12 protein-coding genes are annotated in these 13,022 nt (G+C 71.9%); 7 read left to right on the top strand and 5 right to left on the bottom strand.

Going from position 1 to position 13,022, the window contains the following annotated elements; genetic code table 11:
- The first annotated feature begins 7 nt into the window (after nt 1–7).
- Genes ABIC61_RS08300 through ABIC61_RS08290 form a run of 3 tightly spaced genes read left to right on the top strand, consistent with a single transcriptional unit; the run spans nt 8 to nt 4,364 of the window.
- A complete protein-coding gene (locus tag ABIC61_RS08300; RefSeq protein ID WP_354029532.1) occupies nt 8–1,021 on the top strand; it encodes a carbohydrate ABC transporter permease in 1,014 nt (337 codons plus the stop codon).
- Complete coding sequence (locus ABIC61_RS08295) at nt 1,018–1,899, top strand: carbohydrate ABC transporter permease (protein WP_144755728.1); 882 nt, start codon at nt 1,018–1,020, stop codon at nt 1,897–1,899. The genes ABIC61_RS08300 and ABIC61_RS08295 overlap by 4 nt, the downstream gene beginning before the upstream one ends.
- 56 nt (nt 1,900–1,955) lie before the next feature.
- Nucleotides 1,956–4,364 (top strand): beta-xylosidase/alpha-l-arabinosidase, encoded by a 2,409-nt coding sequence (locus ABIC61_RS08290; protein ID WP_502908792.1) that lies wholly within the window; start codon nt 1,956–1,958, stop codon nt 4,362–4,364.
- Nucleotides 4,365–4,458: 94 nt separating this feature from the next.
- Here the strand turns inward: ABIC61_RS08290 and ABIC61_RS08285 are convergent, their stop codons facing one another.
- A complete protein-coding gene (locus ABIC61_RS08285; RefSeq protein ID WP_354029531.1) occupies nt 4,459–5,250 on the bottom strand; it encodes an SDR family NAD(P)-dependent oxidoreductase in 792 nt (263 codons plus the stop codon).
- A gap of 86 nt (nt 5,251–5,336) precedes the next feature.
- Here ABIC61_RS08285 and ABIC61_RS08280 point away from each other — a divergent pair, with 86 nt between their 5' ends.
- Entirely contained in the window at nt 5,337–5,834 is a 498-nt protein-coding gene (locus ABIC61_RS08280; protein ID WP_354029530.1) for a MarR family winged helix-turn-helix transcriptional regulator, read from the top strand.
- A 78-nt stretch (nt 5,835–5,912) separates the two neighbouring features.
- Here the strand turns inward: ABIC61_RS08280 and ABIC61_RS08275 are convergent, their stop codons facing one another.
- Nucleotides 5,913–6,812 carry an NAD-dependent epimerase/dehydratase family protein gene (locus ABIC61_RS08275; protein WP_354029529.1) on the bottom strand — a complete coding sequence of 300 codons (900 nt, stop codon included), beginning with the start codon at nt 6,810–6,812 and terminating at the stop codon, nt 5,913–5,915.
- Between the two features lie 54 nt (nt 6,813–6,866).
- Here ABIC61_RS08275 and ABIC61_RS08270 point away from each other — a divergent pair, with 54 nt between their 5' ends.
- From ABIC61_RS08270 to ABIC61_RS08260, 3 genes are all read left to right on the top strand, one after another.
- The gene (locus ABIC61_RS08270) at nt 6,867–7,214 is read left to right on the top strand and encodes a MerR family transcriptional regulator (RefSeq protein WP_079238321.1); all 348 of its coding nucleotides are present in this window, start codon (nt 6,867–6,869) and stop codon (nt 7,212–7,214) included.
- Nucleotides 7,215–7,282: 68 nt separating this feature from the next.
- Nucleotides 7,283–8,764, top strand: a complete 1,482-nt coding sequence (locus ABIC61_RS08265; protein WP_354029528.1) for an LCP family protein — start codon at nt 7,283–7,285, stop codon at nt 8,762–8,764.
- 17 nt (nt 8,765–8,781) lie between these two features.
- Nucleotides 8,782–9,225 (top strand): NUDIX domain-containing protein, encoded by a 444-nt coding sequence (locus ABIC61_RS08260; RefSeq protein ID WP_354029527.1) that lies wholly within the window; start codon nt 8,782–8,784, stop codon nt 9,223–9,225.
- Nucleotides 9,226–9,231: 6 nt separating this feature from the next.
- On the opposite strand, the gene ABIC61_RS08255 is transcribed toward ABIC61_RS08260, so the two are convergent.
- The 3 genes from ABIC61_RS08255 to xylA form a co-directional block, all read right to left on the bottom strand.
- Nucleotides 9,232–10,218, bottom strand: a complete 987-nt coding sequence (locus tag ABIC61_RS08255) for an acetylxylan esterase (RefSeq protein WP_354029526.1) — start codon at nt 10,216–10,218, stop codon at nt 9,232–9,234.
- Nucleotides 10,219–10,243: 25 nt separating this feature from the next.
- Nucleotides 10,244–11,710, bottom strand: coding sequence for a xylulokinase (locus ABIC61_RS08250; RefSeq protein ID WP_354029525.1), 1,467 nt, complete (start codon nt 11,708–11,710; stop codon nt 10,244–10,246).
- A gap of 61 nt (nt 11,711–11,771) precedes the next feature.
- On the bottom strand, nt 11,772–12,965 hold the full coding sequence (gene xylA, locus ABIC61_RS08245) for a xylose isomerase (RefSeq protein ID WP_354029524.1): 1,194 nt from the start codon (nt 12,963–12,965) through the stop codon (nt 11,772–11,774).
- Nucleotides 12,966–13,022 lie beyond the last annotated feature (57 nt).

Here is a 13,022-nt window from a genome sequence, read left to right as displayed (position 1 = left end):
CGACACGATGACCACCTCCGTCGCACCCCGCTCCGAAGCGCGGTCCGGGACGGGACGGAACCCGGGAGGGGCCGACGGTTCGCCGTCGGCCCCGGCCCGCCGGGCCCGGAAGGGCACCGACGTCCGTACCCGCGTCGAGATCGCGGTCCTCGCCGGCCCGGCGACGATCATGTTCGTCGGGTTCGTCATCCTGCCCGTCGCGCTCGCCGCCTACTACGGCTTCTACAAGTGGCAGGGGTACGGCGCCCCCACCGACTTCGTCGGCCTGCAGAACTACGCGATCATCTTCACCGACCCGGACTTCCGGGGCGTGCTGCTCCACAACGCGTTCATCGTGATCGGATCGCTCCTGGTGCAGGGGCCGATCGCGATCGTGCTCGCGCTGCTGCTCAACCAACGCATCCGCGGCCGCGGGCTCATCCGCGTCCTCATCTTCCTGCCGTACGTCATCTCCGAGGTGATCGTCGGCACCGGCTGGAGCCTCATGCTGCAGTCGAGCGGCGCCGTGAACGACCTGCTCCAGGCGGTGGGCCTCGGTGCCCTGCGCGCCGACTGGCTGTCGAACCCGGACATCGCGATCTGGACGCTGCTGGCGATCATCTCGTGGAAGTACATCGGCTTCGCGGTGATCCTGTTCCTCGCCGGCCTGCAGAGCATCCCGGAGGAGCTGTTCGAGGCAGCGCAGCTCGACGGCGCGAGCTACTGGCAGATCCAGCGGCGGATCACCCTGCCGCTGCTCGGCCCGACCGTCCGCATCTGGGCGTTCCTGTCGATCATCGGGTCGCTGCAGCTGTTCGACCTCGTCTACATCATCTGGGGTCAGTACATCGCCGCGACGGCGGGCACCTCGACGATGGCGACGTACATGGTCGCGAACGGCCGCATGTCCGGCAACTACGGGTACGGCAACGCCGTCGCCGTGGTCATCTTCCTCATCTCGCTGGCGGTCGCCCTCGTCTACCAGCGGTTCGTCCTGCGCCGGGACACCGCCGGCGCCCTCACCGAGAAGGCCGACCGATGACCGCCACCGCCTCCATCGTCTCGCCGGGACGGGGCCGTCCGCCCCGGGACACCGGACCCGTGCGGCGTGAACGGAACCTCGGCACGTACTTCGTCGCCCTGCTGTTCATCGCGGTCTGCGTCGGGCCGGTGCTGTACATCGTGCTCGGCGGGTTCCGCAGCAACTCGCAGATCACCGCGAGCCCGGCCGGCCTGCCCAGCCCGTGGCAGTTCGGCAACTACCTCTCGGTGCTGTCGAGCGGCGTCTTCTGGCAGCAGCTCGGCAACTCGGTGATCGCCGGCGTCACCACCACGGTCGGCGTCGTCGTCCTCGGTCTCATGGTGAGCTTCGTGATCGCCCGGTACCGGTTCCGCGGCCGGGACGCGCTGTACTCCCTGTTCGCGGCGGGCCTGATGTTCCCGATCACCGTCGCGATCACGCCGCTGTACCTGCTCGTCAAGGACCTCGGGCTGACGAACAGCCTGGCCGGGGTGATCCTGCCGCAGATCGCGTTCGCGCTGCCGACGACGGTGATCATCCTCGTGCCGTTCCTCCGGGCGATCCCGGACGAACTCGAGGAAGCCGCGTCGATCGACGGCGCCAGCCGGCTCGGGTTCTTCTTCCGGATGGTCGTGCCGCTCTCGCTGCCCGGCGTCGTGACCGTCGGCATCCTGGCGTTCATCGGCAGCTGGAACAGCTACATCCTGCCGCTGTTCATCCTCAACGACGCGTCGGCGTACACCCTGCCGCTCGGGGTGCAGGCGTTCTCGTCGCAGTACTCCGTCGACACCGCACGGGTCCTGGCGTTCACGTCGCTGTCGATGATCCCGGCGCTCGTGTTCTTCGCCGTCTTCCAGCGCCGCATCGTCGGCGGCCTGACCGGGGCGGTGAAGGGGTGACGGCGACGGACGCGACGCGGACCGCCGGGGGCGACCCGCGCCTCCAGGCCGATGCCGTGCACACGACGGACGCGACCCGCACCACCCGCGCCACCGCCCTGCTCGCCGCGATGACCCTCGAGGAGAAGACCGCCCAGCTCGTCGGCTACTGGCTCGACCAGAACGGCGTCGTCGCCCCGATGCAGGGCGAGATGACGGCCCCCACGGACGGCCGATCGCTGGCGGACATCACCCGGCACGGCATCGGCCAGTTCACCCGCGTCTACGGCACCCGACCCGTCGAACCGGACGAGCGTGCCGCCTGGCTGTGGGCCGAACAGCGACGACTCACCCGTGAGACCCGGCTCGGGATCCCGGCGCTCGTGCACGAGGAGTGCCTCACCGGACTCGCCGCCTGGAAGGCCGCCACGTTCCCGACCCCGCTGGCGTGGGGTGCCGCGTTCGACCCGGACCTCGTCGAGCAGGTGGGTGCCGTGATCGGGCAGTCGATGCGGCAGCTCGGTGTGCACCAGGGCCTCGCGCCCGTGCTCGACGTGGTCCGCGACCCGCGCTGGGGACGCGTCGACGAGTGCATCGGCGAGGACCCGTACCTGGTCGGGACCATCGGCACGGCGTACGTCCGGGGGCTGCAGGACGCCGGCGTCGACGCGACGCTGAAGCACTTCCTCGGCTACTCGGCGTCGCAGGCCGGGCGGAACCACGCGCCCGTGCACGCCGGACCGCGCGAGATCGCGGACGTCTTCCTGCCGCCCTTCGAGATGGCGCTGCGGGACGGCGGCGCGCGGAGCGTCATGAACTCGTACGCCGAGATCGACGGCGTGCCCGTCGCGGCGAACGACGAGCTGCTGACGGACCTGCTGCGCGACCGGCTCGGGTTCGACGGGACGGTCGTCGCCGACTACTTCTCGGTCGCGTTCCTCGAGGTCATGCACGGCATCGCCGCCGACCGCGGTGAGGCTGCCGCGCTGGCGCTGTCCGCGGGCATCGACGTCGAGCTGCCGACGGGGGACGCGTTCCTGCAGCCGCTCGTCGACCGCGTGCGTGCCGGGCTGCTCGACGAGGCGCTCGTCGACCGGGCGGTCCTCCGGGTCCTCCGGCAGAAGGAGCGGCTCGGGCTGCTCGACCCGTCCGCGTTCGACGGCGACGCGCCCGCCGGCATCGACCTGGACACACCTCGGCACCGGGCACTCGCGAAGGAACTGGCGGCACGGTCGCTGGTCCTGCTGACGAACGAGCCGGCCGTCGCCGGTGCCGCGGCCGTCCTGCCCCTGCGCGCCGGCACCTCGGTCGCCCTGATCGGCCCGAACGCCGACCGCGCCGAGGCCCTGCAGGGCTGTTACTCCTTCGCGAACCACGTGCTCGCCGCGCACCCGGACCTGCCGCTCGGCTTCGACATCCCGACCGTCCGCGAGGCCCTCACCACCTCGCTCGGGCCGTCCGCCGTCCGGTTCGCCACCGGCTGCGCCGTCACCGGCACGGATCGCTCCGGGTTCGCGGACGCCGTCGCCGTGGCGAAGCGCTCCGACGTCGCCGTGGTGGTCGTCGGTGACCAGGCCGGACTGTTCGGCCGTGGCACCGTCGGCGAGGGCAACGACACCGAGTCCCTCGACCTGCCCGGTGTGCAGCGCGAACTCGTCGAGGCCGTCGTCGCCACCGGCACGCCCACCGTCGTGGTGCTGCTGACCGGGCGGCCGTACGCGATCGGGTGGGCGCTCGACGGCGACGCCCAGCGGCCCGACGCGCTGCGGCCGGCTGCCGTCGTCCAGGCGTTCTTCCCCGGCGAGGAGGGCGGGACCGCCATCGCCGAGCTCCTCACCGGAGCGGCCTCGCCCTCCGGCCGCCTGCCCGTCTCGCTCCCGCGCGCCGCCGGAGCGCAGCCGTACACGTACCTGCACCCGCGGCTCGGCGGTCCGTCCGACGTCACGGCCGCGGACTCGACGCCCGTGCGGCCGTTCGGCTTCGGGCTCGCGTACACGTCGTTCGCGTACGAGGACCTCGTCACCGACCCCACGGTCCGCAGCGACGGCACGTTCGACGTGTCGGTGACGGTCCGGAACACCGGGGAGCGCGCGGGCGATGACGTGGTGCAGCTCTACGGCCACGACGTGCACGCCAGCGTCACCCGCCCCGTCGTGCAGCTGCTCGGCTACGCGCGGGTCGCGCTGGCACCGGGGGAGACGGTGCGGGTGCGGTTCAGCGTGCCGGTCCAGCGCTTCGCGTTCGCCGGTCGCGACCTCCGGAAGGTGGTCGAGCCCGGCGACGTCGAGGTGTGGGTCGCGTCGCACGCCGCCGCGTCACGGCCTGGAGGCACGGTGCACGCCGACGGGATCGTGGCCGTCGGCAGCGGGTCCGGTCCAGAGCCCGTCCCCGGCTCCGCCACGGACCGCGCGGTGGTGCGCGTCACCGGCCCCGTCCGCGAGGTCGAGGCGTCGGACCGTCGGATCGTCACGTGGGAGTGCGTCTGAGGGGGCGCCTGGCGCTGGCGCGGACGCGTTCAGGGAGCAGAAATGGTCGAGTCCGTTCGCGCGACTCGACCATCTCTGCTCACTCGACGTCGCGTCAGAGGATGCCGGTCAGGACGCCGCCGTCCGCCCGGACCGCCGCACCGTTCGTCGCCGAGGACCGCGGGCTCGCCAGGTACGTCACGAGGTGCGCGATCTCCTCCGGTGCGATGAACCGTTCGAGCAGCGTCGTCCGGTTCTGGCCGATCACCGCCGCCTGCACCGCTTCGACCGGCGCGCCCTGCGCCGCTGCGATCGCCTCGACCGTCGAGGCCACACCGTCGGAGTACGTCGGGCCGCCCAGCACCGTGTTCACCGTCACGCCGGTGCCGCGCGTCCGCTTCGCGAGGCCGTTCGCGAGCGCCACCGTCGCGGCCTTCGTGACGCCGTAGTGGACCATGTCGACCGGCACGTTCACGCCGGACTCGCTGCTGATGAACACGACGCGGCCCCAACCGCGGTCGAGCATCGGACCGAGCAGCGCGCGGGACAGTCGGACGCCGCTCATCAGGTTGACGTCGAGGTACCTGGCCCACTCGTCGTCCCCGATCGCGTCGAAGTCGGCGAGCCCGAAGAGCCCGACGTTGTTCACGAGGACGTCGACCTCGGGCAGCCGCTCGATCAACCCGGCGACCTCGTCCGCGTCGGCGAAGTCCGCCGCGATGCCGGACACCTCCGCGCCGGGGTGTGCTGCCCGCAGCCGTCCCACGGCGTCGTCGACACGGGACTGTTCCCGCCCGTTCAGCATCACCCGCGCGCCCTCGGCGGCCAGCGCCGCGGCGATCGCGTACCCGATTCCCTGCGTCGAACCGCTGACGAACGCCGTCCTGCCGGTCAGTCCCAGATCCATGTCCACTCCTGTCGTTCCACTTGCTCAGGCAAGTCAACCTACGGCGGATCACTTGCCTGGGCAAGTCACGGTGCTAGCCTCGACACATGCCGAACCCCGACGAGGACACCGCGCTGAGCGCCGAGCAGATGGAGGTCTGGGCCGCCCTGGCGACCGTCCTCGAACGGCTCCCCACCGCCCTCGACGCGCAGCTCCAGCGCGACAGTGGTCTGACGCACTTCGAGCACGGCGTCCTCTCCGCGTTGGACGGCGCGCCCGACCGGACCCTCCGGATGAGCACGCTCGCCGGGTACGCGAGCTGCACGCTCTCGCGCCTGTCCCGTGCCGTGACCCGCCTCGAGGGGAAGGGGTGGGTCCGCCGCACGGTCGACCCGGGCGACGGCCGGTTCACCCTCGCCGAGCTCACCGAGGCCGGTCACGACCACGTTGTGGTCTCCACGCCGGCGCACCAGGCCCTCGTCCGCCGTGTCGTCTTCGACGCCGTCACACCGGCGCAGGCCCGCCAGCTCGGTGTGATCGGCCGCCGCATCGCGGAGGCCGTCGGCGGCGGCCCCGTCTGGACACCGCCGGCCGACGCGCGGTGAGCGACGCACCGACGGACTGGAGGCGCGGGGCGGGCCGGCACCGCGCCTCCAGTCCGCCGTCTGGTGGCGTCGCGGACGTCAGGCCGGCGTCGGGGCGACGTACGAGCCGTTCCGGACGTCGTCGAGCAGCGAGCGCTCGGACGGACGCCAGCCGTAGGCGGACTGCGCCTTCGTCGCGAGGAGGTGGGTCGACGTCGTCAGCGTGCGGACGGACGGGCCCATCTGCGTTTCGGCGGCCTCGAGCGGGACGGACACGCTCGGGGTGCCCGTGAGGTCGCCGATGGCCTCGGCGAGTTCGCGGAACGTGAACGGGATGGTCCCGACCGCGTTGAAGACGCCGGGGACCGGGTGCTCGATCGCCCGGACGTAGAGGTCCGCGAGGTCGTCGACGTGTACCGGGTACCAGGCGTTCGCGCCGTCGCCGATGTACGTGGACGCGCCGTTCGCCGCCGCGGCTCCGATCAGGCCCGTGACGAGACCGGTGCCCCCGCGGCCGAAGACGAGCCCGGCGCGGATCGCGATGCCCGCGACCCGGGCGTCGCCGAGCACGATCCGCTCCGCCTGCGCCTTGACGGGCTGTGCGCTCACCTCGGGGAGCTCGGCGTCCTCGGTGACGTCGGTCGGGTCGGGGCCGTAGACCAGGCCGGTCGAGGTGTAGACGACGGGCTTCGGGGTCGCGCCGGGTGCGGCAGCACCGTCGACGACCGCGGCGACGGCGGCGAGTTCCGCGTGCATCGACCCCTCGGTCGGGGCGTAGTCGGAGGCGGCGTACACCACGGCGTCCGCGGTCGCAGCAGCAGATCGCAGCACCGCGGTGTCGGCGATCGATCCGGAGACGGGTTCGGCGCCCGCTGCCCGGAGGCGTTCCGCGCTCCGGTCGGACCGGGCGAGGGCGGTGACGGTGTGGCCGGCGGTGAGGAGGTGTTCGACGAGGACCGAGCCGAAGTAGCCGGTGCCGCCGATGACGAAGACGTTCATGGACGGGACGCTAAACTCTGACATCAGTGTCAAGGTCAAGCGGGAGGCGGCGCGATGCAGATCAGCGACCTGAGCCGGGCCAGCGGGGCGAGTGCCCGCTCCCTGCGGTACTACGAGCAGCTCGGGTTCATCAGCCCCGAACGCCGGTCGAACGGGTACCGGGAGTACGACGAGTCGGACGTCGAGACGGTCGGCACGATCAAGATGCTGCTCGACCTCGGACTCCCGACGGCCCTCATCGAGCAGGTCCTGCCGTGTACCCGGGGCACGAAGGTCGAGGACCAGTGTCCGGGGATCATCGACCAGGTCGTCGCGATCCGGGACGACATGGACGCCCGGGCGCAGCGGTTGCTCGCGACGCGGGACGCCCTGTCGGAGTCGTTGTCGCGCGTGGGGCGCTGACCGCGAGCCGGTCGTGTTCTCAGGTCCGCTTCCCGCGTCCTGGCCGGAGTCGCCCCTAGGGTGACGGGATGCATGACGATCCTGTGGGGGACGAGGTCCCGGTCGTGGCCGAGCCGAACGGAGCCGTCCGGCACGGTCGACGGCGACGGGGCGTCCGGGTCTGGTTCGCGGCGGTCGGCGGTGTCGTCGCGATGGCGCTCGTCCTCGCCGGCGGGTACGCGGCGTGGTCCTACGCGCAGTTCGACAACAGCGTGACGAAGGTGCACGTCGCGCTGCCGCACGCGTCGTCGTCGCCGGACGCCGACGGCGCCGCGCAGAACATCCTGCTGGTGGGCGACGACCACCGTCCGGCGGACGCCACCCCGCAGGAGCTCGCCGAGCTCGGCACGGAACTCGACGGCGGCGCGACGAACACCGACTCGATGATCGTCCTGCACATCCCCGCGGGCGGTGGCAGCGCGACGATGATCTCGTTCCCACGAGACTCGTGGGTGCAGATCCCGGGCCACGGCACGTTCAAGCTCAACAGTGCGTTCTCGGACGGTGCGGCGAACGGCGGCGGCGACGCGGGCGGCATGCGGTTGCTCATCCAGACCATCGAGAACATGAGCGGGCTCTCCATCGACCACTTCGTCCGCGTCTCGCTGCTCGGCTTCTACCAGCTCGTCAAGGCGCTCGGGCCCGTGGAGGTGTGCCTGAACGAAGCCGTCCACGACACGAACTCGAACGTCGACCTGCCCGCCGGGAACTCGACGCTCAACGCCTCGCAGGCCCTGTCCTTCGTCCGGCAGCGCGACGGGCTGCCCCGTGGCGACCTCGACCGCGAGGTCCGCCAGCAGTACTTCCTGTCGCAGGAGGCCCGGAAGGCCCTGTCCGCCGGCACGCTGCTCAACCCCGTGAAGGTCTCGAACCTGCTGCAGGGTGTCGGGCAGTCGATCCAGATCGACGACGGGCTGAGCATCCCGAGCCTCGTGAACACGTTCCGGAGCATCGACCTGTCGAACATCCGCTCCACGGCGATCCCGACGGCGGGGACACCGACGATCGACGGCTACTCGACCGTGGCCGTCGACTTCGCCGCGATGCCGGCGTTCATCCAGGGCATCGTCGGTCCGCCGGCGGCCTACACGGCGGCGAAGGCTGCGGCCCCCGCGAGCGTGCACGTGTCCGTGCAGAACGGCGGGTCGACGGCCGGCGGTGCGACGGCTGCCTCGGCAGCGCTGACCGCGAAGGGGTTCGTGGTCGGTGCCCCGTCCGACACGACGACCACCACGACGACGGTCGTCGAGTACCCGAAGGGTTCGGAGGCACAGGCCAAGGCAGTCGCGAACGTCGTGCCCGGCGCGACGGCGGTGCTGTCGACCACGGCCACCGGTGTGACACTCGTGCTCGGGACGGACGGGCACACGGCCACGACGGGAGCGCCGTCGTCGGGATCGTCGGCGACGGCCCCGACTGCGAAGGCCCCGGCGTCGAAGGCGCCAGCCGCGTCCCCGTCGTCCACGCCGGTGGGCAACGCCTACGGCAAGCAGGGCACCTGCATCAACTGAGGTGGCAGGGTGGACCGATGGGGACGATCAGGAACATCGCCGTCGGGTTGCCCGTCCGGGACGGCCACGTGCTGCTCTCCGAGGGGTTCGACCGGGTCCGGCGGCTCCGCTTCCACCGGGCGGTCGGCGGCGGGATCGAGTTCGGTGAGCTCGCCGTCGAAGCACTGCACCGGGAGTTCCGCGAAGAACTCGACGTGGCGATCGAGGAGACCGAACTGCTCGGCGTGCTCGAGAACCGGTTCGAGTTCGAGGGGACCCCCGGGCACGAGGTCGTGCACGTGTTCGCGGTCCGCTCGGCAGCGCTCGACGCGGTCCCGTTGGACGCCGAGCTCGTGGTGCTCGACGAGGGCAGCCGGGTGCGCTGGGTGCCGCTGGACACTGACGTCGCGGTGTTCCCGCCCGGAGTCCTGGATTTTCTGACTTGGCGCGTCATCTCAGGAGATCTGCCTTCCGCGTTCTGAGATCGGTCAGCCCCTCGCCCGGAGGAACGCCACTTGCCGCTCCCAGTGCCGGAAGCCGCCGCCCTCGTGCCCGTTGTACGGGTACACCTCGATCTCCTTGTCCGCCGAGCCGAGGGCGTTGTAGGCCGCGAAGGTCGTCCGCGGCGGCACGACGTCGTCCATGAGCGCGACGGAGAACAGCGCGGGCGCGGTGATCCCGGCGGCGAAGTGCACCCCGTCGAAGTACGCCGCGGTGTCCCACACGGTGTCGATCGCGTCGCGGTGCACGGACAGGTACTGCGCGAGTTCGCGGTACGGGCCGCCGACCGCGACCGCGGTGCCGTTCTCCCAGTCGCTGAGGAACGCGACGTCGGGCAGCAGTGCGGTGATCGGTCCGACGTGCGCCTCGACGAGGGCGGACGCGGCGATGGTGATCCCGCCGCCCTGGCTGCCGCCGGTGAGGGCGATGCGGGTCGCGTCGACGCCGGGCAGCGTCCGGACGGCGTCGACGAGCCGCACGGCGTCGGTGTACACGCGTCGGTAGTAGTGCTCGGCGGGTGATCCGATGCCGCTCGTCATCCATCCGCCGATGTGCGGGGCGGAGCCGTGCGGGTCGGGGGTGTCGCCACCCGAACCCCACCCGCTGCCCTGCCCGCGGGTGTCCATCACGACGTGCACGTACCCGGCGAGGGCCCACGAGACACGCTCACCGGGGAGCCCCCGCCCGCCGTTGTAGCCGAGGAACTCGACGACGACGGGCAGGGGCTCGGTGGCACCGACCGGACGGGTGACCCAGGCACGGACCGGGTCCCCGGCGAAGCCCGGGAACGTGAGGTCCTCGACGACGAGTCCCGTCACCGGAGTGTCCGCGGGGACGACGACGGGTGCGACGCCGGCCCCGGCGTCCCGTGCCGACTCGATGGTCTCCGTCCAGAACGCGTCGAAGTCGGCTGGGCGCCGGACCTCGGGTCGGTACGAACGGAGCGCGTCGAGGGGCAGGTCGGTCAGGGGCATGCGGGTTCCTCCGGGTGTGCTGGTGTCAGCGAGCCGCTCCACGGTACTGCGCGAGCACCGCGGGGTGCGGGTCCGCCGGGACGGTCGTCGAGTCGGTCGCCCAGGTCGGCAGGGCACCGGTGAGCGCCCACGCGGCCTGCTTCGCAGCGCCCGCCGCGACGTACTCGCCGGGTTCCGGCACGATGACGTCCCGCCCGAACACCTGCGCGGCTACGACGCGGACGGCCTCGTTGCGTGCGGCTCCGCCGATGAGCAGCAGTCGCTCGACGGTGACGCCGGTGTCCTCGACGGCCGCGAGGCCGTCCGCGAGCGCGCACAGCATCCCCTCGACGGCGGCCCGTGCCAGGTGCGCACGGTCGGTGGTCGCGGGGGTCATGCCGAGCAGCGAGGCGGTCGCGTCCGGCCGGTTCGGGGTGCGCTCGCCGACGAAGTACGGCACGAGGACGAGTCCGTCGGCACCGGCCGGCGCCTGCAGCGCCAGCTCGCCGAGCTCGGCGTGGTCCACGCCGAGCAGGCCGCCGATCACCTCGAGCACGCGGGCCGCGTTGAGCGTGGTGACGATCGGGAGGCGCGACCCGCCTCCGTCGGCGAAGCCCGCCACCGTGCCGCTCGGGTCGCGCACCTCGGCGTCGGTGACCCCGAAGACGGTGCCGCTCGTGCCGAGGGACACCGCGACGTCACCAGGGCCGAGACCGAGGCCGAGCGCTGCCCCGGCGTTGTCGCCGAGTCCTGCGCCGACGACGAGGCCGGACGGCGCCGTGGCACCGTTCGGCAGCGACACGTCGGTGTCCAGCGTGCCCATCGCCTCGTCGTGCAGGACGACGCGGGGCACCACGACGGTGTCGGGTGACGGCTCGGACCCGGCGACCCGAAGGGGGCGACCGAGCGCGAGCTCGAACAGCTCGGCGTCGTAGTCCCGCCGCACCGGGTCCCAGTACGCGGTGCCACTGGCGTCGGAGGCATCCGTCGCGAGGGCGTCGAGGTCGGGACCGAGCGGGCTCTCGTCCGCCGGCCCGTACCCGCGCAGCCGCCACGACAACCAGTCGTGGGGGAGCGCGACCGCGGCGACGCGCGCCGCGTTCTCCGGCTCCGCACCGCGGAGCCACCGCAGCTTGGTACCGGTGAACGACGCGACCGGCACCAGACCCGTGCGGGCGACCCATGCCTCCCGGCCGAGCTCCTCGACCATCTGCGCGGCCGCATCCGCACTGCGCACGTCGTTCCAGAGGAGGGCGTCGCGGACCACGCGACCGTCCGCATCGAGCGTGACCATGCCGTGCTGCTGTCCGGCGATCGCGACGGCTCCGACGTCGGCGAGGCCGCCGGCGTCCGCGATCGCGGCGCCGAGTGCGTCCCACCAGTGGCGGGGGTCGACCGAGGTGCCGTCCGGGTGGGACGCGCGTCCCTCCCGGACGACGGCGCCGGTGTCCGCGTCGCGGATCGTGACCTTGCAGGACTGGGTCGACGAGTCGACCCCCGCGACCAGTGCCATCAGTTCTCCTCGGCCGCAGGCCGCCTCGGCGCGCGGAATGCGGCCGCTGGCGCGTCCGCTCTCAATTCCGCGCGCCCATGAGGTGCTCGATGGCGAGCTGCTGCAGCTTGACGAAGCCGAAGCCCTTGCCGCCGAAGTACGCCTCGGCGTCGAAGTCCTCGTACGCGGAGCGGTCCGCGAGGAAGTCGTCGTACGACTCGCCACTGTTCAGCGTCGGGGTGCTCAGCTCCGGGACCTTGGAGGCCTCGAGCGCGGCCTGGACCTCGGGGTCGGCGCGGAACGCCTCGGCACGCTCCTTGAGCAGGAGGTACATCCGCATGTTCGCGGCCGCCGAGTCCCAGACGCCGGAGATGTCCTCGGTGCGGCTCGGCTTGTAGTCGAAGTGGCGCGGGCCGTCGTACGCCGGGCCGCCCTGGGGGGCGCCGTGCTCGAGCAGGTCGACGAGCGAGAACGCGTTCTGCAGGTCGCCGTGACCGAACACGAGGTCCTGGTCGTACTTGATGCCGCGCTGCCCGTTGAGGTCGATGTGGAAGAGCTTGCCCTGGTAGAGCGCCTGGGCGATGCCGGCCGTGAAGTTCAGGCCCGCCATCTGCTCGTGGCCGACCTCGGGGTTGATGCCGAAGAGCTCCGGGCGCTCGAGCGTCTCGGTGAAGGCGATCGCGTGGCCGAGGGTCGGCAGGAGGATGTCGCCGCGGGGCTCGTTCGGCTTCGGCTCGATGGCGAACCGGATGCCGTAGCCCTTGTCCGTGACGTAGTCGGCGAGCAGGTTCACGGCCTCGCGGTAGCGCTCGAGCGCGGCCTGCACGTCCTTCGCGGCGTCGTACTCGGCGCCCTCGCGGCCGCCCCACATCACGAACGTCTTCGCACCGAGCTCAGCAGCCAGGTCGATGTTGCGCAGGACCTTGCGGAGCGCGAACCGGCGCACCTGGCGGTCGTTCGAGGTGAAGCCGCCGTCCTTGAACACCGGGGCCGAGAACAGGTTCGTGGTGACCATCGGCACGACGATGCCCGTGGCGTCGAGCGCGCCCTTCAGCCGGTCGATCTGCTTCTGGCGCTCTGCGTCGGTCGAGCCGAACGCGAAGAGGTCGTCGTCGTGGAACGTCAGGCCGTAGGCACCGAGTTCGTCGAGCTTCTCGACGCCCTCGACCACGTCGAGGGCGGGGCGGGTCGGGCCGCCGAAGGGGTCGGAGCCGTTGTAGCCGATGGTCCAGAGACCGAATGAGAACTTGTCTGCACGGGTGGGCGTCGTTGCCATGGGGAGTCACCGTTCGTCGTCGAAACAAAATGTTGCCGCGCCCAACATAAGCGGTAG

Source organism: Curtobacterium sp. 1544 (assembly GCF_040544915.1).
GTDB classification, from domain to species: Bacteria; Actinomycetota; Actinomycetes; order Actinomycetales; family Microbacteriaceae; genus Curtobacterium; species Curtobacterium pusillum_C.
The sequence above is the reverse complement of the archived record's forward strand: the minus strand, read 5'-3'. Positions and strand labels throughout refer to the sequence as shown.

Coding starts and splice junctions, on each gene's coding strand:
- ABIC61_RS08300 (WP_354029532.1), top strand. CDS start 8: ATGACCACCTCCGTCGCACCCCGCTCCGAAGCGCGGTCCGGGACGGGA.
- ABIC61_RS08295 (WP_144755728.1), top strand. CDS start 1,018: ATGACCGCCACCGCCTCCATCGTCTCGCCGGGACGGGGCCGTCCGCCC.
- ABIC61_RS08285 (WP_354029531.1), bottom strand. CDS start 5,250: ATGGATCTGGGACTGACCGGCAGGACGGCGTTCGTCAGCGGTTCGACG.
- ABIC61_RS08280 (WP_354029530.1), top strand. CDS start 5,337: ATGCCGAACCCCGACGAGGACACCGCGCTGAGCGCCGAGCAGATGGAG.
- ABIC61_RS08275 (WP_354029529.1), bottom strand. CDS start 6,812: ATGAACGTCTTCGTCATCGGCGGCACCGGCTACTTCGGCTCGGTCCTC.
- ABIC61_RS08270 (WP_079238321.1), top strand. CDS start 6,867: ATGCAGATCAGCGACCTGAGCCGGGCCAGCGGGGCGAGTGCCCGCTCC.
- ABIC61_RS08265 (WP_354029528.1), top strand. CDS start 7,283: ATGCATGACGATCCTGTGGGGGACGAGGTCCCGGTCGTGGCCGAGCCG.
- ABIC61_RS08260 (WP_354029527.1), top strand. CDS start 8,782: ATGGGGACGATCAGGAACATCGCCGTCGGGTTGCCCGTCCGGGACGGC.
- ABIC61_RS08255 (WP_354029526.1), bottom strand. CDS start 10,218: ATGCCCCTGACCGACCTGCCCCTCGACGCGCTCCGTTCGTACCGACCC.
- ABIC61_RS08250 (WP_354029525.1), bottom strand. CDS start 11,710: ATGGCACTGGTCGCGGGGGTCGACTCGTCGACCCAGTCCTGCAAGGTC.
- xylA (WP_354029524.1), bottom strand. CDS start 12,965: ATGGCAACGACGCCCACCCGTGCAGACAAGTTCTCATTCGGTCTCTGG.